Below are 26326 nucleotides of genomic sequence, written 5' to 3' on the forward strand. Positions count from 1 at the left end.
TGAAGAATGACGTTCAAGCGTCTGGTTGAATTGCAGAATTACAACAAGGGCCGCCGCATATGAGCGGCCCGCTCACCTCACTCTGGCAGGCGAGCGCGGCGGAGGCGTTCACAGCGCCCCCCCTGCAGGGCGAGCGCAGCGTCGATCTGGCCATTGTGGGGGGCGGCTATACCGGCCTCTCGGCGGCGCTCGAGGCCGCGGGGCAGGGCGCCGACGTCACCCTGCTGGAGGCCGAGACCGTCGGGCATGGCGGCTCCGGGCGCAATGTCGGGCTGGTCAATGCCGGGCTCTGGCTGCCCCCCGATGCGGTCTGCAAGACGCTCGGTCAGGCGGCGGGCGAGCACCTCAACACCGTGTTGGCCGGCGCGCCGGATATCGTCTTTGACCTCATCGAAACCCATGCCATCGCCTGCGAGCCGGTGCGCAACGGCACGCTGCACTTGGCGCATGCCCCGAAGGGTCTGGCGCAACTGCGCGAGCGGCTGGCGCAGATGCAGGCGCGCGCCGCGCCGGTGCGGCTGCTGGAGGCCACAGAAGTCGCTACACGCACCGGAACGGATCGGTTTCACGGCGCGCTGCATGATCCGCGTGCGGGCACCATTCAGCCGCTGGCCTATGCGCGCGGGCTGGCGCGCGCGGCGGTAGAGCAGGGCGCACGGCTGCATGAGCAAAGCCCGGTCACGGCGGCCACGCGCCATGGCGGGCAATGGGTGATCCACACGCCCGGCGGCAAGCTGCGCGCGAAACATCTGCTGATGGCGACGAACGCCTATCACAGCCCCGCGCCCCCCGTTCGCCTGCCCGAGATGCCGGTGGTGCAGTTCTACCAACTGGCAACAGAGCCCCTGGGCGACAACCTCGCGCGCGATATTCTGGCGGGCGGCGAGGGGTGTTGGGATACCGGTCTGGTGATGACCTCGCTGCGGCGCGATGCAGCGGGGCGGATCATCCTTGGCGGCATGGGCGGTACGGCGAGCGCGCATGCCAACTGGGCCGAGCGCAAGCTGACGCAGCTCTTTCCGCGCCTGCCTGGCACCGGGATCAGTCATGCCTGGGCCGGGCGCATCGCGATGACCGGCGATCACCTGCCGCGCATTCAGCGCATCGGGCAAGGCGGCTATGCGATTTACGGCTATTCGGGCCGGGGCATCGCGCCGGGCACGGTGTTTGGCCGGGCCGCCGCGCGGGCGCTGCTAAGCGGGCAGGAGGATGATCTGCCGGTGCCGGTGATCGACGCCCATCGCGAGGCCTTCGCGGGGCTGCGCACGCTCTATTACGAGACCGGCGCGCAGATGGTGCATCTGATGGCCGCGCGCGGCTGAACAAATCCGCACACAGACTGTTGAGAGGCCGGGCATTGCGCGCGTGGCAAAGCCGGTTATGTGCTTTTGCAGTTGTGCAAAAGGATATGACAATGGCCCTGACCGACAGCGGCGGCAGCTTTACCCAAGGCAATCTTTTCCGGCATGTGTCGGTGATGTCGTTCACGTCGAGCATCGGCTTGATGGCGATCTTTGCCGTCGATCTCATTGATATTGTGTTCATTTCAATGCTGGGCCGCGAGGAGCTGGCGGCGGCGGCGGGCTATGCCAGCACGATCATGTTCTTTGCCAGCGCGGTGAATATCGGGCTTTCTATCGCGGCGGGTGCGCTGGTCGCGCGCGCCGAGGGCAAGAGAGATCGGGTTGCCGCGCGCGAATACGCCACAAGCTCGGCGGTGATCGCGATTGCGGTGGGGCTGCTGCTGCCGGTGCTGGCCTTGCCGTTTCTGGGTGAGATCCTCGCCTTGATCGGCGCAAAGGGCAGCATGGCCGACATGGCGGCAGACTATCTCTGGATCATCTTGCCAACGACATTCGTATCCGGCTTGTCAATGGTGGCGGTCGCGGTCCTGCGCTCTTACGGCGATGCGCGGGGGGCGATGTATCCGGCTTTGCTGGGCGGTGGCGTCAACGCGGTGGCCGACCCCATATTCATTTTCGCTCTTGGCATGGGATTGAATGGCGCTGCGGTCGCCACCGTTCTCGCGCGTCTCGCCACCATGGTACTGGCGCTCGGACTGGCTGTTGGCAAGTACAACGCGTTTGCGCGCCCACGGCCGCACTGCGTCGCACGTGACTTTCGCGATACCGCCGAGATCGCGATGCCTGCGGTAATGGGCACGGTCGCAACGCCGGTCGGCACCGCGATCGTGATGCGTGAGATGGCCAAATACGGTGCCGATGCGGTCGCCGCTCTGGCGGTGATCAATCGTCTGGTGCCGGTAGTGTTTGCGGTCGTTCTGGCGCTCTCCGGTGCGATCGGGCCGATCTTCGGGCAAAACTTTGGGGCAGGGCGGATGGACAGGGTTTACGAGGCCCTGCTCGACGGGCTCAAGTTTCTTGCAGTTTATGTCCTGGCCATGTCTGCGCTGCTCTTCTTGCTGCGGGCACCGATTGCGGATGCGTTCGATGCCACGGAGCAGATGCGTGGATTGCTCTATCTCTATCTCGGGCCGCTGGCGCTGGCCTCGTTCTTCAACGGCACGATCTTTGTCGCCAATGCGTCGTTCGACAATCTCGGCCATCCGGGCTATTCAACCGGCGTGAACTGGGCGCGCAATACCTTGGGGACGTGGCCCTTTGCCATTGCCTTCGGGGCGCTTTGGGGCGCTCAGGGCGTCTTGGTGGGACAGGCTGTAGGCGGGGCGCTGTTCGCGGCCATTGCGGCATGGCTGAGCCTTCGGGTTATAGAGTCGCCTTGCCGCGATCCGTTACAAGCGCATTTCACGTGCCCGGACCAACGCATGCAGGTGATGGCCAACCGCAGCTATCGGTAAGCACTTTCAGGCACATCTAAATATCGCATAATCAGTATTATGTTAAGTATAATATTTGCGTATGAACGCGGCTCTTCTGGTAAATCCCTTTGTTTACCGATGTTAACCGTGCAAAGCTCACCTCTGGCTTAAATGTCGTTGCTTAGGCTTGATCTGAACTCTGAGTGATATCAGGGACGCACGATAGCATTGTTACGGTTACGCCCGCTATTCCGGACAATCCAGTGACTCGACTCGCAAAGGAATTGCAGTTTAAGAGAAAGCTTCAGGAGAAGAAAATGACCGCAATTCTATTTTTGAACGGCCCGAATCTTAACCTCCTCGGCACGCGTCAGCCCGAGGTTTACGGACATACCACGCTTGGCGATATCGAGCAGATGTGCCGTGCTCATGCCGCACCAAAAGACGTGCGCATTGGCTTTGAGCAAAGCAATCACGAAGGTGCCCTGATTGATGCCATCCACGCCGCACGCGATCAATATGATGGTATCGTCCTCAATGCCGGTGCCTACACGCACAGCTCTGTCGCGTTGATGGATGCCATTACGTCTGCTGCCGTGCCGACCATTGAGTTACACCTCTCAAACGTGCATGCACGCGAAGAATTCCGCCATCACTCCTACATCGCCCGGGTTGCTGTCGGGGTGATTTGCGGCTTTGGCGCGCATGGCTACGTTCTGGCTCTCGATGCGATACTGGCGCATCTGGCGAGGCGCGGATGATTGACCCCGTACAGATCAACGCGTTGCTCAACGTCGCCACCATAGAAGAACTCTGGGATCTTCACACACGTCAGATGGCGGCGTTCGGTTTTGACAGGTTGATCTACGGCTATACCCGCTACCGTACCGCGACGTCGCTTGGCGACCCGGACGATTTTGTATTGCTGAGCAATCATTGCCACACCTACACGGATGCTTTTGTTGGCGATGGATTATATTTTGATGCGCCGATGGTCCGCTGGGCGCTTGAGAATGACGGCGCGTGCTCGTGGTCTGTGCTGCACCAACTGATAAACGACGGCGCGTTGAGCGCGAAAGAGCGAAAGGTCGTCGACTTCAATCTCTCGCATGAGGTCACGGCGGGCTACTCGATCAGCTTCAAATCCGTCAGCCCGCGCGCCAAGGGTGCCATCGCCCTGACCGCTCGGCCCGGCATGTCGCAGGCCGATGTCGATGCGCTCTGGCAGCATTCGGGCGAAGAGATCACCGCGCTCAACAATCTCGTGCATCTGCGCATCCTGTCCCTGCCCTATACCGGGCCCGGCCGCGCGCTCACGTCAAGGCAGCGCGAGGTTTTGGGCTGGGTCGGCGATGGCAAGACCGTGCAGGACATCGCCCTCTTGATGGGGTTGACCACCGCGACCGTGGAAAAACACCTGCGCCTCGCGCGCCAGGCGCTCTGTGTCGAAACAACCGCGCAAGCGATTTTGAAAGTTGCTTTCCAGAATCAGATCTTCATTCTGGATCACTAAACATAATTATTGTTTCAATAATTTATGCGATGGTATGGAATCCCGTACTTTCGTGACCTGACGTAAAGTAGCAATATATCACTGTTCCGTGAGTGGTGGCTTTTAAGCCTGGGAGCATGGGGGTGGCATTATCTTTCTATTGCGTTGGATAACACGTTATCCCCTCCGGTTTTTCCGGATGCTGGCCGCTGACCCCTATTCATCGGGGTCAGCGGTTGGCGCTGTCTGACCGGCGTTTCATCCCCAATTGGCGACCGGTCGATCAAGCGGTGCCCCCCGACGGGAGGCACCGCTTTTTCCATTTTGCCCCGCTGCACGAAAAAGGGCGCCCCCGAGAGGACGCCCCAATACGCGGGTCTGATACGGGACCGTCAGATCAGCTTTGAGCGACCTTGGCCACCTCGGCGGCAAAGTCTTCTTCTTGCTTCTCGATCCCCTCACCCACTGCGAGCCGCACGAAACCAGTGATTTCGGTGCCGGCGTCCTTGGCTGCCGCCTCGACGGTCAGGTCGGGATTCATTACGAACGACTGGCCCAAAAGCGTGACCTCGGACATGAATTTCTTCATGCGGCCCTTGATCATGTTCTCGATGATGTTCTCGGGCTTGCCGGATTCGCGGGCGATGTCCATCTGGACCTGACGCTCTTTTTCGACCACGGCCTGATCAAGATCAGCCTCGTTCAGAGCGGCCGGGTTGGTGGCAGCGATATGCATGGCCACCTGACGGGCAAAGGCCGCGTCGCCGTTGAACGCCACAAGGACGCCGATCTTGCCCATGCCGTCACCGGCGGCATTGTGAACATAGGATACCACGGCCCCGCCTTCGATGCCGGCCATGCGACGCAGCGACATGTTCTCGCCAATGGTTGCGATCTTATCGGTGATCGTGTCGGCGACGCTCTTGCCGCCGAGATCGGCGGCGTTCAGAGCGTCAATATCGTCTGCATTCAGCGCGGCATCGGCGATTTGCGAGACCATCGTCTGGAAATCGGCGTTCTTGGCAACAAAGTCGGTCTCGGCATTCACCTCGACCGCGACGCCCTTGCCACCCTCGACCTTGACGGCCACCAGACCCTCGGCCGCCGTGCGGCCCGATTTCTTGGCAGCTTTTGCAAGCCCCTTGGTCCGCAGCCAGTCAACTGCGGCCTCCATGTCGCCGCCGGTCTCGGTCAGCGCCTTTTTTGCGTCCATCATGCCTGCGCCCGTGCTGTCGCGCAGTTCTTTTACCATTGCAGCTGTGATCGCCATGCCGGCTCTCCTCAAATTCAATTCATGTATCGGGGGCGGGTTACCCCTGCCCCCGTGTCAGTTTCATGACGTGGCTTCAGCTTTCGGCGGGCGCTGCCTCTGCGGGAGCCTCTTCAGAGATTGCTTCCTCGCCGGGGGCCTCTTCGAGCGCACCGAGGTCGATGCCTGCCGCGCCCATCTGGGCCGTCATGCCGTCAAGCGCCGCGCGGCTGACGAGATCGCAATAAAGCGCGATGGCGCGCGCCGCGTCGTCATTGCCCGGAATGATATAGTCGATGCCGTCGGGCGAGCAGTTGGTGTCGACCACGGCCACGACCGGAATGCCCAGCTTGTTGGCCTCGGCCACGGCAAGCGCCTCTTTCTTGACGTCGATGACAAAGAGCATGTCCGGCACGCCGCCCATTTCGCGGATGCCGCCAAGGCTCGCCTGGAGCTTCTCCTGGTCGCGCTCGATGCCGAGACGCTCTTTCTTGGTGAGGCCTTCGCCGCCCGCTTCGAGGATCTCGTCGATCTGCTTGAGGCGCTGGATGGATTTGGACACGGTCTGCCAGTTGGTCAGCGTGCCGCCGAGCCAGCGGTGATTCATGTAATACTGGGCGCATTTCTCGGCGGCTTCGGCCACCGGCTGCGCGGCCTGCCGCTTGGTGCCGACAAAGAGGATGCGGCCGTTCTTGGCGACGCATTCACGGATCGCGTTCAGCGCCGCGTCGAGCATCGGCACGGTCTGCGTCAGGTCCATGATGTGGATGCCATTGCGCGCGCCATAAATGAATTCGCCCATACGGGGATTCCAACGCTGCGTCTGGTGGCCAAAGTGAACGCCAGCTTCCAAGAGCTGACGCATGGAGAACTCGGGAAGAGCCATGTCTCGTTTCCTTTTCCGGTTTGCGCCTTGGCACGGGGTGAGAAGCGAAATGCTTCAACCGGTGGACTTCAACGGGGATGTCTCCCCCGTCAGCCCGCCCATACCTGCGGATTTCAGTGCCGCGCGTATAACGCTCCTGTTGCCTTGACACAAGAGCCGTGACACGGCTTTTTGCAGGGCTCTTCGGAGTGGGGTCCACATGGCCCTCCACATGGCCCATTGTGAGCGCGGTCGATTATGCCTAGATAGCGGCATGGCTGCCGATGGAAAGCAGATGAACACGCCCTTTGACGACTTGCCCCCACCGCCCAAGAAGCCCACCCGTTTCGGCGGGCTTCGGACCAGTTTTCTGACCGGTCTGGTGGTGATCGCGCCGGTCGGTCTGACGATCTGGCTGATGTGGACGCTGATCGGCTGGGTCGACGGGTTCGTGCTGCCGCTCATTCCGGCGCATTACCAGCCCGAGCGCTATATCGGCATCAACCTGCGCGGTGTCGGCGTGGTGATCTTTCTGATCTTCACGGTGCTGGTCGGCTGGGTCGCCAAGGGTCTGATCGGGCGGTCGCTCATCCGCTTCGCGGAATCGCTGGTCAACCGGATGCCGGTGGTGCGCTCGATCTATTCGGGCGTCAAGCAGATCGCCGAAACGGTCTTTGCCCAGACCGAGAGCAATTTCGAGAGAGCCTGCCTGGTGCAATATCCGCGCAAGGATATCTGGGCGGTGGGCTTCATCTCGACCGAGGCGAAGGGCGAGATCAACCAGAAGGCAGAGACCGGCAGCGACCTGCTCAGCGTCTTCGTGCCCACCACGCCCAACCCGACCAGCGGCTTTTTGCTGTTCTTCCCGCGCGAGGACGTGATTGAGTTGGACATGAGCATCGAAGACGCGGCCAAGCTGGTGATTTCGGCGGGGCTTGTCTATCCGGGCCAGAAAAAGCCCGAGGAGATGCGCAAGAAGGCGGGCTGATGGGCGGCGGGAAGGCTGGCCTTGAGTGGACCTTGTACCCCGCAGAAGGTGCCGCGCGGTCGCAGGGCCGGGGACTGGCGATGCAACGTTAGATGCGCGCACTTTATCTTAGCCAAGTCATACAAAATTCAACACGTTGCATGCCCTATCATATCGCCAGGCCGCGGGACGGCGTCATGCCGGAGGCATGCCTCTGGCATGACGATCGCGCGGCACCTTCGGTGCTATTCGCGCGGGAGGCTCGGATGTCCAATCAAGGCCACTCTCTCCTCTGCCCCGGCCCTTACAGCGCCGTCCAGCCGCCATCGACGCTGATCGTCGTGCCGGTGATCTGCGCCGCCGCGTCCGAACACAGGAACAGCGCCGTGCCGCCCAATTGCTCGGTGGTGGCAAACTCCTTCGACGGCTGACGCTCCAGCATGACCTTCTCGATCACCTCGTCGCGGTCCATGCCGTATTTCTCCATAGTGTCGGGGATCTGCGATTCCACCAGCGGGGTCAGCACATAGCCTGGGCAGATGGCATTCGCGGTGATCGGCTCTTTCGCGGTCTCCAGCGCCACGACCTTGGTCATGCCGACGATGCCATGCTTGGCCGCCACATAGGCCGATTTGAACGGGCTCGCGGTCAGGCCATGCGCCGAGGCGATGTTGATCACCCGGCCCCAGCCCGCCTTGCGCATCATCGGCAGCGCGGCGGCGGTGGTGTGATAGGCGGAATTGAGGTTGATCGCGATGATCGCGTTCCACTTGTCTGTCGGAAACTCGTCGATCGGGGCGACGTGCTGAATGCCGGCGTTGTTGATCAGGATATCGCAGGCCCCGGCCTTTTCGATTAGCGCGCGGCACTGGTCGCCGTCGGACATATCGGCCGAGATATAGCGCGCCTTGGTGCCGGTCTCGTCGGCGATTTTCTTGGCCAGCGCGTGATCCTCCTCCGAATCGGTAAAGGAGTTCAGAATCACTTCCACCCCGGCGCGCGCCAGTTCCCACGCGATGCCCAGCCCGATGCCGGAATTCGAGCCGGTGATGACAGCGGTTTTGCCTTTGACGCTCATGCCTGTTCTCCCTTGTTTACACTGCACGCGCAGCATATGTGCCGCATCTGCGAATTGCACGGGGAATGACGATCACGAGGCTGGGAGCGGACCAAAAAAAACGCCCGCACGAGGCGGGCGTCAAGTTATTGAGGCAGGTTTCATACAGGCAAGAAACCTATCGAGCAGTGTCCCCTTTATAAGCAATCCTGCGCCTCGGGCCAAGCTAAAAGTTTGAAAAGACGTGAATCCGCCTCTACGCTCTGCCCCTGACAAACAAGGATGATTGAGGATTGTCGCCAAAATGAGATCAGAATTTTTCCGTCTTGTCCGGGCCGGGCTTTGCGCGACGATCCTTGCAGGAACGGCCTCTCAGGCGCTCGGGGACCCCGCGCATGGCATAGCTATGTATGGTGACCCGGCCCTGCCACCTGATTTTGTGTCCCTGCCCTATGCCAACCCGGATGCTCCCAAGGGTGGGCGCGTCGTCACCGGCAATGTCGGCGGGTTTGATTCGCTCAATCCGTTCATCCTGCGCGGCAGCCCGCCCTGGCAATTGGGGCATCTCACCCACGAGACCCTCCTGGGGCGATCCTGGGACGAGCCGTTCACGCTTTACGGGCTTCTGGCCGAATCGGTCGAGACCGACGAGGCCCGCACATGGGTCGAGTTTACCCTGCGCGAGGTCGCCCGATTCTCCGATGGCAACCCGGTGACGGTCGAGGATGTGATCTGGTCCTTCGAGACGTTGGGCACGCAAGGCCACCCGCGCTATCGCGGCTTCTGGTCCAAGGTGGACCGCATCGCGCAAACCGGGCCGCGCAAGATCCGGCTGGAGTTCAACGAGGCGGACCGCGAACTCGCCCTTCTGGCCGGTCTGCGCCCGATCCTGCAAAAGGCGCAATGGCAGGGCCGCGACATCGCCGAGGCGGGGATCGAGGATATTCCCCTTGGAACCGGGCCTTATGTGGTCGAGGATTACGAGGTCAACCGCCACGTCACCCTGCGCCGCAACCCCGACTATTGGGGCCGCAACCTGTCGTTCCGGCGCGGCACCAACAATTTCGACGAGATCCGCATCGAGTTCTTCGGCGACGACACCGTGCTGAAAGAGGCGTTCAAGGCCGGGATCATCAGCTATGTGCGCGAGTTCAACGCCGAGGCCTGGGCCGAGGAATACGATTTTCCCGCAGTCGAGCGCGGCGATATCGTGAAATCGGAAATCCCGCATCAGAAACCCTCGGGGATGACCGGATTCGTGATGAACACCCGCCGCGCGCCGCTCGATGACTGGCGCGTGCGCGAGGCGCTGATCACCGCGTTCAATTTCGAGTATATCAACGACACGCTGACCGGCGGGCGGCAGCCGCGTATCACCTCGTATTTCTCCAATTCCGAACTGGGGATGGAGCACGGCCCCGCCTCCGGCCGCGTGCGCGAGTTGCTGGAGCCTTTTGCCGACACCCTGCCCCCCGGCGCGCTGGAGGGCTACAGCCTGCCCGAGGGCGACGGCACTGCGCGCAATCGCACCGCGCTGCGCCGGGCGGTGCGGCTCTTGGCGCAGGCAGGCTGGCAGGTCGAGGGCGGTCGGCTGGTCAACGCGCAAGGCACACCGCTGCGCCTCACGGTGCTCTTGCAGCAGGACGGGCTGATCGGTCAAGCCAGCGCGATGATGGATATCTACGCCCGCGCGCTCGACCGCTTGGGGATCGAGTTGCGGATCGAGATGACCGACAAGGCGCAATATGCCGAACGCGAGGCGCAATATGATTTCGACCTGACGATGATGCGCCGGTCGCTGTCGCTCAGCCCCGGCAACGAACAGAGGTTCTACTGGGGGTCTGAGCACGCCGATCAACCCGGCAGTCGCAACTTGATGGGCATGAAGAGCCCCGCGGCAGAGGCAATGATCGACACCATGCTCACCGCCAGAAATCGGAGCGACTTTGTGTCCGCGACGCGCGCACTGGACCGCGTTTTGACTTCCGGTCGATATGTCATCCCTATTCATCAATACAGCGTTGGGCGTATTGCGCATAAGTCACAGTTGACATACCCGAAGAATGACCTGCCGGTCTATGGGGATGGTATTGGGTTTCTCCCCGAGGTATGGTGGATGCAGGCAGAAGAATAAAAACAGGCAACTAACCATAGGCAGGAGCATGCGAAAACTGATTGCGCTCGTCCTCATCGTCATGGTGGCCGGCTGTGCCACAGTGGATGGTGTGGGGCGTGACATATCGGGTGCAGCGCGCGGTGTTCAGAGCTGGTTCTGATCCCTCCTCGGCTGACCTGACCATATGTCCCGCAAATAGCCCGCGCATTGCATGTGCGGGACCAAACCGGTTTGCCGATGCGCGGGTGTGCCGGTGCCGCCTTTCCCCTTGACGCCCCCGCGCATCCTGTCAAAACCCGCTTCATGAGCACCGCGATCCTGACCATTGACCTAGATGCCATTGCCCACAACTGGCGCGCGCTTGACGCGATGAACAGCGGCACGACCGCCGCCGTGGTCAAGGCCGATGCCTACGGGTTGGGCGTGGACAGGGTGGCGCGGCGTCTGGCGCGCGCGGGCGCGCGGCAGTTCTTTGTCGCTGTCGCAGAGGAGGGCGCCGCCCTGCGCCAATGCCTCGGGCCGGGCCCTGCGATCCATGTGTTTTCAGGCCACATGCCGGGCGATGCCGAGATGATCGGCGACACCGGCCTCATTCCGATGATCAACTCGCTCGACCAGATGATCCGCCACGCCGAAGGTCTGCCGGGGCATCCGTTCGGCATTCAACTCGACAGTGGCATGAACCGGCTGGGCATGGAGCCTGCCGAATGGGCCGCGGTGCGTCAGATTGCACTGGCACAGCATCCGGTTCTGATTATGTCGCACCTGGCCTGCGCCGACGAGGCGGATCACGCCATGAATCCGCAACAACTCGCTGCGTTTCGCGACATGACCGATGATCTGGACGTGCCGCGCAGCCTTGCCAATACCGGGGCGATCCTGCTCGATGATGCCTATCATTTCGATCTCGCGCGACCGGGTATCGGCCTCTATGGAGGCCGACCGTTCGAGGCGGCCCGCTCCGTCGTGACCCTCGACATCCCGGTGATCCAATGCCGCGATCTCGCGACAGGCGAAACCATTGGCTATGGCAACGACTTTGCAGCGCCACAGGAGATGCGTATCGCCACTGTCGCGGCGGGCTACGCCGATGGCGTCCTGCGCGCCATGGGGCCGAAAACAAGCCTCTGGGCCGAGGACACCCCCTGCCCCGTCGTGGGCCGCATCTCGATGGATCTGATCGGCGTCGATATCACCGACCTTGGCCGCGACCCCAAGAGCCTGCAACTGCTGGGACCGCACCAGGGCATCGACACGCTGGCCGACAACGCCGGCACGATAGGCTACGAAATCCTGACCTCTTTGGGGGCGCGCTACACGCGGCGCTATATCGGCGGATGACATTTCTCCTCAGTTTTCTTGCCGGTATCGGCCGCGCGGTGATTGCGGGTCTGGCCTCGATGGGGCGGATCACGCTCTACGCCTCCGACGCGGTCAGCCATCTCGCCCGCCCACCCTTCTACTGGCGCGAGTTTGGCCATGCGCTGGTGCAGATCGGCTGGCTGTCGCTGCCTGTCGTCGGTATGACGGCGCTTTTCACCGGCGGGGCGCTCGCCTTGCAGATCTACGCCGGCGGCGCACGCTTCAACGCGGAAACCGTGGTGCCCTCGATTGTCGCCATCGGCCTCACACGAGAGCTTGGCCCGGTGCTCGGCGGCCTCATGGTGGCGGCGCGCGTGGCGTCCTCCATCGCTGCCGAAATCGGCACCATGAAGGTGACAGAGCAGCTCGACGCGCTCACCACCCTCTCCACCAACCCGATGAAATACCTCACCCTGCCCCGCGTTCTGGCGGCCACCCTCGCGGTGCCGCTGCTGGTGGGGGTGGGCGACGTGATCGGCATCATGGGCGGGTTCCTCGTGGGCGTGGGCCGCCTCGATTTCGGGGCCGCGACCTACCTGCACAACACGATTGATTTTCTCGAGACATGGGATGTTGTGTCGGGCCTCATCAAGGGCGCGGTCTTTGGCTTTATCGTGGCGCTCATGGGCTGCTATTACGGGATGAATTCCGGGCGCGGCGCGCAGGGTGTCGGACGCGCGACCAAGACGGCAGTGGTCGCGGCCAGCGTGCTGATCCTCGCGGCCAATTACCTGCTGACAGAGGTGTTTTTCTCGGCATGATAGAGCTGCGCGACGTCCATAAGGCCTTTGGCGAGAACCGCGTCCTGCAGGGTGTGAACCTGACCATCGAGTCCGGCACCTCCATGGTCATCATCGGCGGATCGGGCACTGGCAAGTCGGTGGCGCTGAAGTGCATTCTCGGGCTGATCCGGCAGGATAGCGGGTCGATCACGCTCGACGGGCGCGATGTCACCACCGGCGACAGGGATGCGTTCCTTGCCCGGTTCGGCATGTTGTTTCAGGGCGGTGCGCTGTTCGATTCGCTCCCCGTCTGGCAGAATGTCGGCTTTCGCCTGCTGCGCGGCTCGCTCAAGCGACCGAAGGACGAGGCGCGCGAGATCGCCATCGAGAAACTGCGCCGCGTCGGGCTGAAACCCGATGTGGCCGACAAATTCCCCGCCGAATTGTCGGGTGGCATGCAAAAACGTGTGGGCCTTGCCCGCGCCATCGCCGCCGAACCCGAAATCATCTTTTTCGACGAGCCGACCACCGGCCTCGACCCGATCATGTCGGGCGTGATCAACGAGTTGATCCGCGAAATCGTGGTCGAAATGGGCGCCACGGCGATGACCATCACCCATGACATGACCAGCGTGCGTGCCATCGCCGACAACGTCGCGATGCTGCATGACGGGGTGATCCAATGGACCGGGCCGGTGGCCGCGATGGACCAGTCGGGCGATCCTTACCTCGATCAGTTCATCCATGGCCGCGCCGAGGGCCCGATCGAGGCGGTCCGGTGACATCCCGCGCCAAGAATTTTCGAAAATTCTTGGCAAAAATCTTGCAAGATTTTTGCGCGGACCCTCGGAAGGTATGGCGCATAACATGCTGAAATACGCCAATCTCGCCCTGCTTGTCCTCTTCCCCGTCGCCTGGTTTGCGCCGCTCTTGCGCGCGGGCATCGACCTGCCGCTGTTCGGCCTTTCGGAAATCAGCGTCGTGTCGGGCTTGCAGGCGCTCTGGCAGAGCGATGTCTATCTGGCCTTGCTTGTCACCGTCTTTGCCCTCTTTGCGCCCTATCTCAAAACCATCGGTCTGGCCCTTCTGCACTTTGGCCTGCTCGCACCGCGCGCCCGGCCCGCGCTGCACCTGATGGGCAAGCTGGCCATGGCGGATATCTTTCTGATCGCGCTCTACATTATCATCCTCAAGGGGGTCGGTCTGGCGCGCGTCGAGGTGGAATGGGGCCTCTATTTATTCAGTGGCTGTATTGTCGCATCGCTTGCCCTTGGGCTTGTGCGCCACAATCCGCAGGGCCGCGCGGATATTGTGTGAAATTTTGAAACAATCGGGCGGCGATAACGCAACACTCCGCCAAACTTGACCACGGAGTGAATGAATTAACCCTTTGTCTTCCAAGCAATCGGCGTAAACTCGCTTATATTATTGGATATGATCTTTCAGGGGGGAAGTCATGGCCGCACATCTAAGAGCTTTTGCGCTGCTGACCCAGTTCATTTTACAGCGCCTCGCACTGGGCGTATTTCTTATTGCCGCTCTCGTCTTGAGCGCGGCCACCATCGGGGCGGCGCTCGGTTTGCTGCCCTGGCTCGAATTCGACGCCGCCTTTGGCGGAGTTGTCTACCACAATGCCGGCCAGATTGCCCAGATCGGGTTGACGGGTCTCGCCGTTTTGCTGTGTTTCTTTTTGCCAGCCAATGCCCGTGTCATGGCCCTCGAAAACTCGCATCGGCGTTTCAATATCGGAATGCAGGACGTGGCGCGTGCCTATCATGCGGCACATGCGGCGGACAGATCCGGGGTGTTTCAGCTCTCATCCGAATTCGACGCGGTGCGCGAGCGTCTGGCCTACCTGCGGGATCATCCTGAACTGGGCGCGCTTGAGCCGGACCTTCTGGAGGTGGCCGCGCAGATGTCACATATCAGTCGCGAACTGGCCGAGGTCTATTCCGACGACAAGGTGTCGCGTGCGCGCACGTCCCTCAGGCAGCGCCAGCAGGAGGTTGACGCCTTCAATGCGCGGCTGGATCAGGCCAAGCAGATTACGCAAGAGCTAAAGCATTGGTCGCATGAGGTCGAACTCGAGGAAAGTGTCGCCGCCAGCCAGCTGTCGCGGCTTCGTGACGATTTGCGCGACGTGCTGCCAGAGCTGGGCATCGAGGAGATGCTGCGTCATGACGGCACCGTGATAGACCTCAACCAGAAAGCTGCGGAATAGAGTGGAGCACCGCACGTTTCGCATTTGACCGCGCTGGCCTCTTGGGGCATCACCCTGTCATGGCGAGACAGAGCACCTTTACATGCACGGCCTGCGGCGCGGGCCACACACGCTGGTCGGGCCGGTGCGATGCCTGTGGCGAGTGGAACAGCATCACCGAAGAGGCCCCGCTCACCTCGGGGCCCAAGGGCAAGACGCTCGGCGGCAAGCGCGGCGCGCAGCTGACCCTCACCGATTTGTCCACTGAAGAGGCCCCGCCCCCGCGCACCCTGTCGGCCATCGGCGAGCTGGACCGTGTTCTCGGCGGCGGGCTTGTTCCCTCCAGTGCGGTTCTGGTGGGCGGTGATCCGGGTATCGGCAAGTCGACCCTCTTGTTACAGGCGGCGGCACGGTTTGCCGGTGCCGGGCTCAAGACGCTCTATATTTCGGGCGAAGAGGCGAGTGCGCAAGTGCGCATGCGCGCGCAGCGGTTGGGGCTGGAGACCGCGCCGGTCAAACTCGCCGCCGCAACCTCGCTGCGCGATATCCTCACCACGCTGGAAACGGAAAAGCCCGATCTGGTGATCATCGACTCGATCCAGACCATGTGGTCGGACACCGTCGAGGCCGCGCCGGGCAGCGTGAGCCAGGTGCGGGCGGCCGCGCATGAGCTGACCAGCTTTGCCAAACGCTTTGGCACCAGCGTGATCCTCGTTGGCCATGTCACCAAGGACGGCCAGATCGCAGGCCCCCGCGTGGTCGAGCACATGGTCGATTGCGTGCTCTATTTCGAGGGCGAACGCGGACATCAGTTCCGTATCCTGCGCTCGGTCAAGAACCGCTTTGGCCCGGCTGACGAGATCGGCGTGTTCGAGATGACCGGCGGCGGGCTGGCCGAGGTGGCCAACCCGTCTGAATTATTCCTCTCCGGGCGCGGTTCGCCCTCGCCCGGCTCGGTGGTGTTCTCGGGCATCGAGGGCACCCGGCCTGTGCTGGTCGAGATGCAGGCGCTGGTAGCGCCTACGCCACATTCGCAACCGCGCCGCGCCGTTGTCGGTTGGGATGGCGCGCGGTTGGCGATGATCCTCGCCGTGCTGGAGGCGCGTTGCGGCATTCCGTTTACCGGACTTGATGTGTATCTCAACGTCGCCGGGGGCCTCAAGATCAGCGAGCCGGCTGCCGATCTCGCGGTCGCCGCCGCCCTGCTGAGCGCGCGCGAGGACAGCGCCCTGCCCGCCGATACGGTCGTTTTCGGCGAAATCAGCCTGTCTGGCGCGCTGCGTCCGGTGGGCCAGACCGAAAACAGGTTGAAAGAAGCGCAAAAACTTGGTTTCACAGCCGCAATTATGCCGTCTGGCGGCAAGACAGCGGGCGATAGCGGGTTGCGGCTCACCCATATGGGCGATCTGACGACATTCGTGGGTGACATTTTTGGTGCGGGATAGGCACCAACAGGGACAGGACAAGGCAAATGGAAGGTTTCACCATCATCGACGGCGTCGTGGCGCTCTTTATCGTGCTTTCGGCGCTGCTGGCCTATTCGCGCGGCTTCGTGCGCGAAGCTCTGGCGATCGCAGGGTGGATCGTGGCAGGCATCCTCGCGTTTATCTTCGCGCCGCAAGTCGAGCCATTGGTCAAGGAAATCCCCGTGGTGGGCGAGTTCATCGCCGACAGTTGCGAATTGTCGATGATCGGCGCCTTCGCAGTGGTCTTTGCGGTCGGCCTCATCCTTGCATCGCTCATCACGCCGCTGTTTTCGTCGCTGGTGCAGCGCTCTGTTCTGGGCGGGCTCGATCAGGGCATCGGATTCATCTTTGGCGTGGCGCGCGGCGTGCTGCTCGTGGCGATCGCGTATTTCGTGTATCAGACGGTTGTCACGTCACAATCCATCGAGATCATCGACGACAGCCGCTCGGCCCGGGTGTTTTCGCAGCTGACCGGCACCATCGAGGATCGCAACCCCGACGAGGCACTCGGCTGGATCACGCAGCAATACGAAGACCTGATCGGCGCCTGTGAAACACCGGAGTAAGTAATGCTGCCGCAAAATCCTGCCCTTGCATTGGTCATCATTGCTGTCGCGGGGGTGGCCATTGCCATTCAGGCACCGCTCAATGCCGCACTTGGACGGAGCATCGACAGCTCGCTCGCGGCGGCAGCCGTATCGTTTGGGGTAGGCTTTGTGGGACTCGTGCTTCTTGTGGCGGTTTCGGGCGACGGCCCGGCCCTTGCGCGCGCGATGTTTGTGTCACGCTGGCTTTTGCTTGGCGGCGCGCTTGGCGCGTATTTTGTGTGGGCGTCGCTATGGAGCGTACCGGTTCTCGGGGTGTTGACCACAACCGCGACACTCATTCTGGGCCAGATCGTCGGTGCGATGGTGCTCGATTATGTCGGTGCGTTCGGCATAGCCGCGCGTGAACTGTCACTGCCACGCGTCTCGGCGGCGGTGCTTGTTGCTGCCGGAGTGATCCTTTCGCGGTTTTGACCGACAGACGCACCGTCACGCGTGTGATAGTTTCGTGACATGGCTGGTCTGACCGCGTAAGAGGGGGCAAGCGATATCCACGGATTCGGAGCTGCCCGCTTTGCCCAAACAAATGCCCCCCGCCAATCCTTTTGACGATGACAAGCTCAAGGAGGAATGCGGCATTTTCGGCGTGATCGGCCTGACCGACTCGGCGAACTTCGTGGCCCTCGGCCTGCATGCCCTGCAACACAGGGGCCAAGAGGCCGGTGGCATTGTCAGCCATGACCCCGACGAGGGGTTCAATTCAGTGCGCCGTTTTGGCTATGTGCGGGACAACTTCACTCGCCAATCGCTGATGGAGACCCTGCCCGGCCCACTGGCCATCGGGCATGTGCGCTATTCCACCGCCGGCGCCAAAGGGGCGGCAATCCGCGATGTGCAGCCCTTCTTTGGCGAGTTCTCCATGGGCGGGGCGGCGATTGCGCATAACGGCAATATCACCAACGCAGACGCGCTGCGGCGCGAGTTGATTGATCGCGGGTCGATCTTTCAGTCCGGCTCTGACAGCGAATGTATCATTCACCTGATGGCCCGCTCGCTGCAACGCAATATCCCCGAACGGATGGAGGATGCGCTGCGCCGGGTCGAGGGGGCCTTTTCGGTCGTCGCCATGACCCGCAGCAAGCTGATTGGCGTGCGCGATCCTCTGGGGGTACGCCCACTGGTGCTGGGGCAATTGGGCGAAGGCTGGGTGCTCAGCTCCGAGACCTGCGCGCTCGATATCATCGGCGCGCGGTTCGTCCGCGAGATCGAACCCGGTGAGATGGTGGTCATTTCGGCCAAGGACGGCGTTGAGAGCCACTTTCCCTTCCGCCGCCAATCCTCGCGGTTCTGCATTTTCGAGCATGTCTATTTTTCCCGCCCCGATTCAATCATCGGTGGCCGGTCGGTGTATGAGACCCGTCACCAGATCGGCGTTGAACTGGCAAAAGAAGCGCCGGTGGACGCCGATCTCGTTTGCCCGGTGCCCGATAGCGGCACGCCGGCGGCCATCGGCTATAGTCACGAATCCGGTATTCCCTTTGCCATGGGGATCATCCGCAACCAGTATATGGGCCGCACCTTCATCGAACCGACCGAGCAGATCCGCAACATGGGTGTGCGCCTCAAGCTCAACGTCAACCGCGCGCTCATTGAGGGCAAGCGGGTGATCCTGGTCGATGACAGCGTGGTGCGCGGCACCACCAGCCGCAAGATCAAGGAAATGATCCTCGATGCCGGCGCCGCAGAGGTGCATTTTCGCATCGCGTCCCCGCCTACGGCGTGGCCCTGTTTCTACGGTGTCGACACGCCGCAGCGCGAAAAACTGCTGGCCGCCACGATGTCAGAGGACGAGATGCGCGAGCATCTCAACGTCGACAGCATCCGCTTCATCTCGCTCGACGGGCTGTATCGCGCCGTCGGCGAGGCGCAGGGCCGTGACACCAAGTGCCCGCAATATTGCGACGCGTGTTTCTCGGGCGAATACCCGGTCGAGCCCTCGGACATGATCGCCAAGGGATTCGAGCTGAAAGCCGCCGAGTGACACCCAAACCCAGTACATGAGCGGAGTTTCGCAGCATTTTCTGCGTTGCGGCAATTCTCCGCCGAGCCAACAGGTGTACCCGCTTTTGCACTGGGGTTTAGACCGTTAGAGAAGCCTCTCATTCTCATGATGCGAGGCTAAATTGGCAGATCAGACCGATATCCCGAAGGCGACGCTCGACGCGGCGACAACGCGCGACGCGCTGCCTCAGGGGCAACTCACCTTGCTTGGAACGCTCCATGGTCCGGATGGCGCGCGTGCGCTGTTGCGGATTGGCGCGGCAGAGGTGCACCGGGTCGAGGTTGGCACGCAGATCGGCCGCGCGACAGTTGCGGCGATTGGCGAGGGCGTGATGATCCTGACCCGCGGAGGCCGAAGTGAACGCCTGACATTGCCGGGCATCTGACCTGTCGGCTTTCCAAATGAAAAACGCCGCCCCTCTTGATCGGAGGGACGGCGTTTTGCGTTTTGCAGGTTCGGTGTGCCGCGTCAGCCCTTGCGCGCGCGGATCACGGCGGTGGCCCCGGTGACGATCATCGCCGCCAGCACGGCCTTGACCGTATCACCCAGCAGGAACGGTGCCATCCAGCCGGACCAGAGTGCATCCCAGCTCTTGCCCATGACGGCAGCAGGCCATGCGAGGCCAGGCACATAGAGCAGCGCCGAGATTGCGATGCTGCAAATCGCCGTTGATACAACCCCGCGCCCCAGGCCGCGCTCGACCGCGAGACCGGCCAGATAGGCCATGGCGACATAGCCGTAGAGGAAGCCCGCGGTCGGCCCGACCAGCGAGGCCCCGTTCATGCCGTTCGCAAAGACCGGCAGGCCCATGGCGCCCTCGGCCAGATATGCCAGTACCGTCGCGGCCCCGAGGCGCGAGCCGAACGTCAGACCGACGAGCAGTACGGCCAGTGTCGAGAGTGTCAGCGGCACCGGGAAGAACGGAACGCTGACCTGCGCGGCAACGGCGATCAGCAGCGAGCCGCCCAGTACGAGCCCCGCCTTGCGGAGCAAACTGTCATGGCCGTTCATGGCCTTTGTAAGAACTGTGTTGCGCATTGCCTTGCGTCCCTCTGCTTTGTGTAAGTGTCATATGACTTTTTCGCTGCAACTGCGAAAAAGTCAAGCGATTGTCCTTGATTTGAGGGGCAACTGGTGGGATTTCCCGCACATGGACAAAGTGAACGATCTCCCCCCCGCCCTCGTGACCGGTGCCTCGCGTGGCCTCGGGGCCGCCATCGCCGAGGCGCTGAGCGACAGCCATCACATCGTCGCCGTGGCGCGCACCACCGGCGCGCTCGAAGAGCTTGATGATCGCATTCAGGCGCGCGGCGGCAGCGCCACGCTGGCGCCGATGGACATCACCAACACCCAGGCGATGGCGCAGCTCTGCCGCTCGATCCATGACCGCTGGGGCGGTGTGGCGCTCTGGGTCCATGCGGCGGTGCATGCCGCCCCGTTGACCCCGGCGGCGCATCTCTCCGAAGGCGACTGGTCCAAATCCGTGGCCTGCAACGTCAGCGCCACCGGCATTCTCATCCCCTTCATCGCGCCGCTTCTGGGCGAGGCGGGACAGGCGGTGTTCTTTGACGATCCACGGGGCGGTGAAAAGTTCTTTGGTGCCTATGGCGCGACCAAGGCCGCGCAGATCGCGCTTGCGCGCAGTTGGCAGGCCGAGAGCGATAAGTTCGGGCCGCGTGTCCATGTGCTGTCACCGGCACCAATGGCCACCGCAACGCGCGCGCGCTTTCACCCCGGCGAGGATCGCGAGGCGCTCGCGCATCCGCGCGATGAGGCGGCGCGCCTTCTGGCCCTGATCTGAGGGCCTTGCGCGCCTTGCCCCTGTGGCGGCGCGCCGCTACACAGGGGCCAAGCAGCGAGAGCGGGGAACGGGCATGCGAATTCTGATCACCAATGACGACGGCATCAACGCGCCGGGCCTTGCGGTGCTGGAAGAGGTCGCCAATGCCCTCGCAGGCGAGGATGGCGAGGTCTGGACGGTGGCCCCCGCATTCGAGCAGTCGGGCGTCGGGCACTGCATTTCCTACACCCGTCCGATGATGATCTCGAAAATGGCAGAGCGCCGCTATGCCGCCGAAGGCAGCCCCGCCGATTGCGTGCTGGCGGGCCTGCATGACGTGATGAAGGACACGCCCCCCGATCTCGTGCTTTCGGGCGTGAACCGGGGCAACAACGCGGCTGAAAACGCGGTCTATTCCGGCACCGTGGGCGCCGCGATGGAGGCCGCGCTGCAAGGCGTGCCTGCCGTGGCGCTGAGCCAGTATTACGGGCCCGCCAACCGCGATCTCGACGACACGTTCGAGGCCGCGCGCGTCCACGGCTTGCCCACCCTGCGCCGCCTGCTCGACAAGGGCGTCTGGACCAAGGACGATTACGGCATATTCTACAATATCAACTTCCCGCCGGTTCCGGCCTCTGAGGTGATGGGCCTGCGCGCCGCGCGGCAGGGGTTTCGCCGGGATATCGGGTTCGGCGTGCAGCCGCACACATCGCCCTCGGGGCGGCGGTTTCTCTGGGTCACCGGCGCGCCGCAGCACGAACCCACGAGCCCCGGCTCGGATGCCGATGTGAACCTGCAAGGTTATATCTCTGTCACGCCGATGCGTGCGGATCTCACGGCGCATGACGCTCTGGAGGCGCTCAAGGCAATCGAATGAGCGATGACACCGATCATATCGCGGAACGCAAGATGCAGTTCCTGTTCGCGCTGCGCTCTCGCGGGGTGACCGACAAGGCGGTCTTGACGGCGATGGAAAAGATCGACCGTGGGCCGTTCATCCGCGGCTACTTTTCCGAGCGCGCCTATGAGGACATGCCCCTCCCGATTGCCTGCGGCCAGACCATCAGCCAGCCCTCGGTGGTGGGGCTGATGACGCAGGCGCTCAAGGTCTCGAACCGCGACAAGGTGCTCGAGGTCGGCACCGGCTCGGGCTATCAGGCCGCGATCCTCAGCCAGCTTGCCCGCCGGGTCTATACGGTCGACCGCCACAAACGGCTGGTGACAGAGGCGAGCGAGATCTTCCGCGACCTCGACCTGACCAATATCACCGCGATCACCGCCGATGGCAGTTTCGGCCTGCCCGATCAAGCCCCGTTTGACCGGATCATCGTCACAGCGGCGGCCGAAGACCCCCCGGGGCCGCTCTTGGCGCAGCTTAAAATCGGGGGTATCATGATCGTGCCGGTGGGGCAGTCAGATACGGTCCAGCGGCTCATTCGCGTGACCCGTACCGAAATCGGGTTCGACTATGACGAGTTGCGGCCTGTGCGCTTCGTGCCACTGGTCGAGGGGTTGGGGCGCGACGGCTGACGCTCGGACCTATTGATTTCAAGCCAAGGCCCCGGCCAACAAGGGGCGACAAACGAGGATGATCGAGATGCGCAATTTTCCACGATCCACACCCCTGATTGTCGGCATGGCCGTGGCTCTTGCCGCGTGCGACCGACCCCTGGACCTTGATATGCGCGGGGCGTTCGGCAACGCGCCCAGCACCGCCGAGGCGGCGCGCAATGCCACCGCACCCCGGCCCCAACCCGATGCACGCGGCATAATCTCTTATCCGGGCTATCAGGTGGCGGTCGCCGAGCGCGGCGACACCGTCGGCTCGCTCGCCCGCCGCATCGGGGCGAACCCGGCCGAGATCGCGGCCTTCAATGGCGTGCAAACCGGCGACCCGTTGCGCAAGGGCGAGGTCATCGCCCTGCCCCGCCGCGTGACCGAACCGGACGGTGGCCCGATCAAACCGCCCTCCGATGTTGACATAAACGAGCTGGCCGATGGCGCGATCCGGCGCGCGGATGCGCAATCGGTCGAAACCACCGAGCTTGAGCCGGCAGCCCAGGTCGGCGCCGAGCCCGTGCGCCACAAGGTCGAGCGTGGCGAGACCGCATTTTCGATTGCGCGGCTCTATGACGTCTCGATCCGGAGCCTCGCCGACTGGAACGGCCTCGGGTCGGATTTCGCGGTACGCGAAGGCCAGCACCTCTTGATCCCCGTGGCCTTGCCCGGCGAGAGCACCGATCCGTTCGACCCGTCTGACACACCCGCTGTGACCGCGCCCGGCGCGGGCTCTCCGACACCGACCCCGCCGAGCGCCTCGAAACCGCTCCCGCCCGAAGACACGGTGCCCGCCGCCGAGCCCGTCGAGACGGTCGCCGCCCCCGATCTGGGGAAAACCGAAACCAGGCCAAGCACCGCGCGCATGGCGTTTCCGATCAACGGTGACATCATCCGGGAATATGCCAGGGGCAAGAATGACGGCATCGACATATCCGGCTCGCCGGGTGCGTCGGTCAAGGCCGCCGACGCGGGCACCGTGGCGGCAATCACCGAAGACACCAATGGTATTCCGATCATCGTCGTCAAGCATTCGGGGAATCTGCTGACCGTCTATTCCAACGTCGACGGCGTGACTGTGGCCAAGGGTGACAGTGTCTCGCGCGGTCAGAAACTTGCCGAAATCAGGAGCGAGGGCGCCTCGGCTCTGCATTTCGAGGTGCGCGACGGGTTCGACAGCGTCGATCCGATGACCTATCTCAACCCGTCCTGAACAGGGGCTGTTGGGGTAGCGTTAGGGGGGCGGGTTTTGTAAAGTTTGGGCAATTTCCCGACAGCGCACCTTCAACCAGAGTGCAGCGAATTCGAACTCCAAGCCCAGCCTGTCGATTGCGTTAGAAACGGACCTCGGCTTGGCTTGGCGATGAGCGGACATCCGATCAGCAGCCCCGGCGCGGAATCAAGGCCGAAGGCCGCCGCGCCATCGGTCATGCCGGAGGCATGCTTTCAGCATGACCCGCCCCCACGGACTGGCGATTTGTCTAAGTCAACGCGCCAATTAGAGTTTTTCGGATTTGACAGATATAAAGTGCACTGAAAGATCGTTAGATCGCCAGCCCGCGGCCTGGCAATGGCGCGGCTCACGGCAGCTCCAGGCCAATGGCCGGCCTTGATCCCTGCTTTCACCAAGAGCAACTTGTCCGCATAGCTGTCATCGGGGCGCTTTGCGGCTAAGGTCCGGTGCGGAGCCCCAAATCGACCGATGCTGCACGACACATCAATGACCGGTTCTTATGTCGCGGCCTAACCTGTGCCAACACCAAGTCAACCGGCAAGCGATTGGATGCTTGAATGACCCTATGCAGGGGCAAGTGGCAGGGTGTCGACAGACCTCTCGATCTTTCGAGTGGGCCGCATCCCGATCTGTCTTAGATGATTGGGAAGCCGGGCATGGGTGTTGGTGTATTCGGTTACCAGAAGTGTTTCAGCCCAAGCACCGTTCGCTCGAACCAATTGATGCTGCTCAAGGAGAAGGTGGTAGTAGCGCGCACTCTGGCAGGATGGTCGCTCCATGACGCCGGGTAGTCCAAGAAGCTTCTTGGCCGCGACGATGCAGGTGGGATCGTGCTGCGGCAAAGCAATCCTGTGTTGAGGGGAGACGAGAAGCTCACGGGTCGGAATTTTCGGCCCAAGCGCGTTGGGGCGAATCCGAATTGGTTTCATTTTGTGATGGCCCGACTTGAACTTGTAACATCTGTAGGAAATGAACCTGATCGGTTTCATCCCGTTGTCCAGAGTTTCGACCAGGTCGCCCGGGCGCAGCGTCTCGATCGGTCTTGGGCCCTTCGCCGTATCGATCAGAGTGCCCTTCAGGAAACACACCGGCCCTGATTGGAAGCTGAAATCGGACGCTGATTGAGACGAATAATTCAACCACTTGACCTGCGTCACGGACCCATCCGGGAGAGAGATCAGAGTTCCCCAGTTGCCATCGTCACTCAGGTAAGGCGCAAGTTCGGTGTAGGTCGTAATCCCCGGGTAGTCGATGACGAGGATGTCGCCATCGCCTGCGTTGTAATCTTCGATTACGTCATTTCCGCTGCCTGCAGTGACGACGAACGAATCCGCACCGGCGTTTCCGTAAATCGTGTCATCGCCCGCGCCGCCGCGGATTTCGTCATCGCCATCCGCGCCATAGATCAGGTCGTCGCCACCCCCCCCATCGAGCGTGTCATTCCCCTGATCGCCGTAGATCGTGTCATTGTCATCGCCGCCATCGACAATATCGTTACCTTCAGCACCATGCAGGCTGTCCGCCCCCGCACCGCCTTGGATTTCATCGTCGCCATCGGCACCATCAACCGTATCTGCGCCGTCGCCCGCATCAATGGTGTCACCGCCATCGGCAGATCCGAATGCGTCATCACCATGTATGCTATCGTCGCCAGCACCGGCGTCGATTGAATCCGCACTTTCGCCACCGACTATCGTGTCGTTCCCGGACGTCCCGCTCAGGGTATCGTCGCCACTGCCACCGTTGATTGTTGCCAAGGCTGCCATCCCAAGAAATGAAGTGGCAAAGATTGCACAGTTACATTTCATTTCTCTTAAGGCGCGCCGAGTTCGGGACGTCAGATCGGGCAGGTTGGACCCCAAAGCATGAGGTGCTCTTTCTATGATTGAGAGTGTGTTGGCGGTCACAAACCACATGGTGTGATTGCGGCGGCCGCTCTCCGGGGGCGAACGAGGTCCGGTATGGTGGCCTCATGGATATAAGCCGTAAGGGGAGCCGGGTATCGAAGAACGGCGCCGCCGCCGTGCGTGGACTGGTGTTTGAGGCAGCGTCCTGCGTGATCCGCCAAGTCAAGCGCTTCTCGCCGCTGAAAAGTTGGGCCGTGCGCCTGGCCGGTCGGCGCGGATTCCGCAAGGCCGCCGTCGCCACGGCCCGCAAGATCGCCGTTCTGATGCTGACGCTATGGAAGAGCGACACTGACTATCAATGGACGAAGGAGGCCACAGCCTGACCTGAATTCCCGCTGAAGACGGCGGGAAGCGACGTCCCGACGGGACGGAGGTTGATTGATCTCGCAAAAACGGTTGGAACGCAGCCTTGCTGCCCACCCCGCAAACGACATTGGAGACGATCCACCACCGAACACCATCATGAGGCGCAGAAACCGCGACCTCGGAGAGAACCATGACCCCGGACGGACAATATACGCTATCTCGCTTGACACAGCCGCAATCAGAGAACGATCAATGATCGTAAATATTGATCGCCCATTTTTGTAATACGTCCGAGCGTCTCTTTGCCGCCGCTGGATTTGTTTGCAGGCGTCAGACCCAGCCAGGCAGCAAACTCTCGGCCATTGCCGAACTGATGACCATCCCCAATGCTGGCAATGATGGCCGAGGCGGTCACAGCGCCAACGCCTGGAATGGTGCCCAACAAACGGACCCGCGTATCTTCCTTGGCGACCAACTTTAGCCGGTCTTCATACCAGCGCACCCGTCTGTGTCGTGCCATGAGATGCTCGCAAAAATTGTGGATCACCTCATTGGCAATCTCAGGCAGGTCCAGCACCTCACCGGCAAGAATATCCTCCGCAAATCCGAGGCCTCGGGCGAGGCCCCTTGCAATGTAGACGCAAGCCGTTGATCAGCTGC

27 protein-coding genes and 1 pseudogene are annotated in these 26326 nt (G+C 62.3%); 22 read left to right on the forward strand and 6 right to left on the reverse strand.

Annotation, left to right across the window (positions count from 1 at the left end; translation table 11 throughout):
- The first annotated feature begins 59 nt into the window (after positions 1-59).
- From Q0X85_RS11170 to Q0X85_RS11185, 4 genes are all read left to right on the forward strand, one after another.
- On the forward strand, positions 60-1322 hold the full coding sequence (locus Q0X85_RS11170; RefSeq protein WP_297772054.1) for an FAD-binding oxidoreductase: 1263 nt from the start codon (positions 60-62) through the stop codon (positions 1320-1322).
- A gap of 92 nt (positions 1323-1414) precedes the next feature.
- Positions 1415-2818, forward strand: coding sequence for an MATE family efflux transporter (locus tag Q0X85_RS11175; protein WP_297772056.1), 1404 nt, complete (start codon positions 1415-1417; stop codon positions 2816-2818).
- Between the two features lie 278 nt (positions 2819-3096).
- Positions 3097-3540, forward strand: a complete 444-nt coding sequence (aroQ, locus tag Q0X85_RS11180; protein WP_297772093.1) for a type II 3-dehydroquinate dehydratase — start codon at positions 3097-3099, stop codon at positions 3538-3540.
- The gene (locus Q0X85_RS11185) at positions 3537-4292 is read left to right on the forward strand and encodes a LuxR family transcriptional regulator (protein WP_297772057.1); all 756 of its coding nucleotides are present in this window, start codon (positions 3537-3539) and stop codon (positions 4290-4292) included. Before aroQ ends, Q0X85_RS11185 begins: the two co-directional genes overlap by 4 nt.
- A gap of 376 nt (positions 4293-4668) precedes the next feature.
- On the opposite strand, the gene tsf is transcribed toward Q0X85_RS11185, so the two are convergent.
- Both tsf and rpsB read right to left on the reverse strand, forming a co-directional pair.
- Positions 4669-5541, reverse strand: a complete 873-nt coding sequence (gene tsf, locus Q0X85_RS11190; protein ID WP_297772059.1) for a translation elongation factor Ts — start codon at positions 5539-5541, stop codon at positions 4669-4671.
- A 76-nt stretch (positions 5542-5617) separates the two neighbouring features.
- A complete protein-coding gene (rpsB, locus tag Q0X85_RS11195; protein WP_297772061.1) occupies positions 5618-6406 on the reverse strand; it encodes a 30S ribosomal protein S2 in 789 nt (262 codons plus the stop codon).
- 274 nt (positions 6407-6680) lie between these two features.
- Between rpsB and Q0X85_RS11200 the strand changes: the two genes are divergently transcribed.
- Positions 6681-7373 (forward strand): DUF502 domain-containing protein, encoded by a 693-nt coding sequence (locus tag Q0X85_RS11200; RefSeq protein WP_297772095.1) that lies wholly within the window; start codon positions 6681-6683, stop codon positions 7371-7373.
- Positions 7374-7656: 283 nt separating this feature from the next.
- Here the strand turns inward: Q0X85_RS11200 and Q0X85_RS11205 are convergent, their stop codons facing one another.
- Positions 7657-8430: a 3-hydroxybutyrate dehydrogenase gene (locus tag Q0X85_RS11205; protein WP_297772063.1), complete on the reverse strand. Its 774-nt coding sequence runs from the start codon at positions 8428-8430 to the stop codon at positions 7657-7659.
- A gap of 283 nt (positions 8431-8713) precedes the next feature.
- On the opposite strand from Q0X85_RS11205, the gene Q0X85_RS11210 reads away from it, so the two are divergent.
- From Q0X85_RS11210 to Q0X85_RS11265, 12 genes are all read left to right on the forward strand, one after another.
- Positions 8714-10543, forward strand: coding sequence for an extracellular solute-binding protein (locus Q0X85_RS11210; protein WP_297772066.1), 1830 nt, complete (start codon positions 8714-8716; stop codon positions 10541-10543).
- 28 nt (positions 10544-10571) lie between these two features.
- Positions 10572-10685, forward strand: a complete 114-nt coding sequence (locus Q0X85_RS11215; protein WP_297772067.1) for an entericidin EcnA/B family protein — start codon at positions 10572-10574, stop codon at positions 10683-10685.
- Between the two features lie 143 nt (positions 10686-10828).
- On the forward strand, positions 10829-11866 hold the full coding sequence (gene alr / locus Q0X85_RS11220) for an alanine racemase (protein ID WP_297772069.1): 1038 nt from the start codon (positions 10829-10831) through the stop codon (positions 11864-11866).
- Entirely contained in the window at positions 11863-12648 is a 786-nt protein-coding gene (locus Q0X85_RS11225; RefSeq protein WP_297772071.1) for an ABC transporter permease, read from the forward strand. Before alr ends, Q0X85_RS11225 begins: the two co-directional genes overlap by 4 nt.
- Complete coding sequence (locus Q0X85_RS11230; protein WP_297772072.1) at positions 12645-13391, forward strand: ATP-binding cassette domain-containing protein; 747 nt, start codon at positions 12645-12647, stop codon at positions 13389-13391. Before Q0X85_RS11225 ends, Q0X85_RS11230 begins: the two co-directional genes overlap by 4 nt.
- Positions 13392-13476: 85 nt before the next feature.
- On the forward strand, positions 13477-13926 hold the full coding sequence (locus Q0X85_RS11235; protein WP_297772096.1) for a paraquat-inducible protein A: 450 nt from the start codon (positions 13477-13479) through the stop codon (positions 13924-13926).
- Between the two features lie 139 nt (positions 13927-14065).
- The gene (locus Q0X85_RS11240; protein WP_297772073.1) at positions 14066-14830 is read left to right on the forward strand and encodes a DNA repair protein; all 765 of its coding nucleotides are present in this window, start codon (positions 14066-14068) and stop codon (positions 14828-14830) included.
- A 59-nt stretch (positions 14831-14889) separates the two neighbouring features.
- Positions 14890-16254 (forward strand): DNA repair protein RadA, encoded by a 1365-nt coding sequence (gene radA / locus Q0X85_RS11245; protein ID WP_297772074.1) that lies wholly within the window; start codon positions 14890-14892, stop codon positions 16252-16254.
- Positions 16255-16280: 26 nt separating this feature from the next.
- Positions 16281-16841, forward strand: coding sequence for a CvpA family protein (locus Q0X85_RS11250; protein ID WP_297772075.1), 561 nt, complete (start codon positions 16281-16283; stop codon positions 16839-16841).
- Positions 16842-16844: 3 nt separating this feature from the next.
- The gene (locus tag Q0X85_RS11255) at positions 16845-17294 is read left to right on the forward strand and encodes a DMT family transporter (protein ID WP_297772076.1); all 450 of its coding nucleotides are present in this window, start codon (positions 16845-16847) and stop codon (positions 17292-17294) included.
- Between the two features lie 112 nt (positions 17295-17406).
- Positions 17407-18861 carry an amidophosphoribosyltransferase gene (gene purF, locus Q0X85_RS11260; protein WP_297772077.1) on the forward strand — a complete coding sequence of 485 codons (1455 nt, stop codon included), beginning with the start codon at positions 17407-17409 and terminating at the stop codon, positions 18859-18861.
- Between the two features lie 142 nt (positions 18862-19003).
- Entirely contained in the window at positions 19004-19267 is a 264-nt protein-coding gene (locus Q0X85_RS11265; protein WP_297772078.1) for a hypothetical protein, read from the forward strand.
- Between the two features lie 83 nt (positions 19268-19350).
- Here the strand turns inward: Q0X85_RS11265 and Q0X85_RS11270 are convergent, their stop codons facing one another.
- Entirely contained in the window at positions 19351-19920 is a 570-nt protein-coding gene (locus tag Q0X85_RS11270) for a biotin transporter BioY (RefSeq protein ID WP_297772079.1), read from the reverse strand.
- Between the two features lie 112 nt (positions 19921-20032).
- Between Q0X85_RS11270 and Q0X85_RS11275 the strand changes: the two genes are divergently transcribed.
- From Q0X85_RS11275 to Q0X85_RS11290, 4 genes are all read left to right on the forward strand, one after another.
- On the forward strand, positions 20033-20683 hold the full coding sequence (locus Q0X85_RS11275; protein WP_297772080.1) for an SDR family oxidoreductase: 651 nt from the start codon (positions 20033-20035) through the stop codon (positions 20681-20683).
- Positions 20684-20756: 73 nt separating this feature from the next.
- Positions 20757-21539, forward strand: coding sequence for a 5'/3'-nucleotidase SurE (gene surE / locus Q0X85_RS11280; protein ID WP_297772081.1), 783 nt, complete (start codon positions 20757-20759; stop codon positions 21537-21539).
- On the forward strand, positions 21536-22192 hold the full coding sequence (locus tag Q0X85_RS11285) for a protein-L-isoaspartate(D-aspartate) O-methyltransferase (RefSeq protein WP_297772082.1): 657 nt from the start codon (positions 21536-21538) through the stop codon (positions 22190-22192). The genes surE and Q0X85_RS11285 overlap by 4 nt, the downstream gene beginning before the upstream one ends.
- A 58-nt stretch (positions 22193-22250) precedes the next feature.
- A complete protein-coding gene (locus Q0X85_RS11290; protein ID WP_297772083.1) occupies positions 22251-23432 on the forward strand; it encodes a peptidoglycan DD-metalloendopeptidase family protein in 1182 nt (393 codons plus the stop codon).
- A 584-nt stretch (positions 23433-24016) separates the two neighbouring features.
- Here the strand turns inward: Q0X85_RS11290 and Q0X85_RS11295 are convergent.
- Positions 24017-25369: a Hint domain-containing protein gene (locus Q0X85_RS11295; protein ID WP_297772086.1), complete on the reverse strand. Its 1353-nt coding sequence runs from the start codon at positions 25367-25369 to the stop codon at positions 24017-24019.
- Positions 25370-25425: 56 nt separating this feature from the next.
- Here Q0X85_RS11295 and Q0X85_RS11300 point away from each other — a divergent pair, with 56 nt between their 5' ends.
- The gene (locus tag Q0X85_RS11300) at positions 25426-25683 is read left to right on the forward strand and encodes a hypothetical protein (protein ID WP_297772088.1); all 258 of its coding nucleotides are present in this window, start codon (positions 25426-25428) and stop codon (positions 25681-25683) included.
- A gap of 227 nt (positions 25684-25910) precedes the next feature.
- On the opposite strand, the pseudogene Q0X85_RS11305 reads toward Q0X85_RS11300, so the two are convergent.
- Positions 25911-26138, reverse strand: a pseudogene (locus Q0X85_RS11305) (transposase); the annotation flags it as partial.
- Positions 26139-26326 lie beyond the last annotated feature (188 nt).

Source organism: uncultured Roseovarius sp. (assembly GCF_947259555.1).
In the GTDB taxonomy this organism is placed as follows: Bacteria; Pseudomonadota; Alphaproteobacteria; order Rhodobacterales; family Rhodobacteraceae; genus Roseovarius.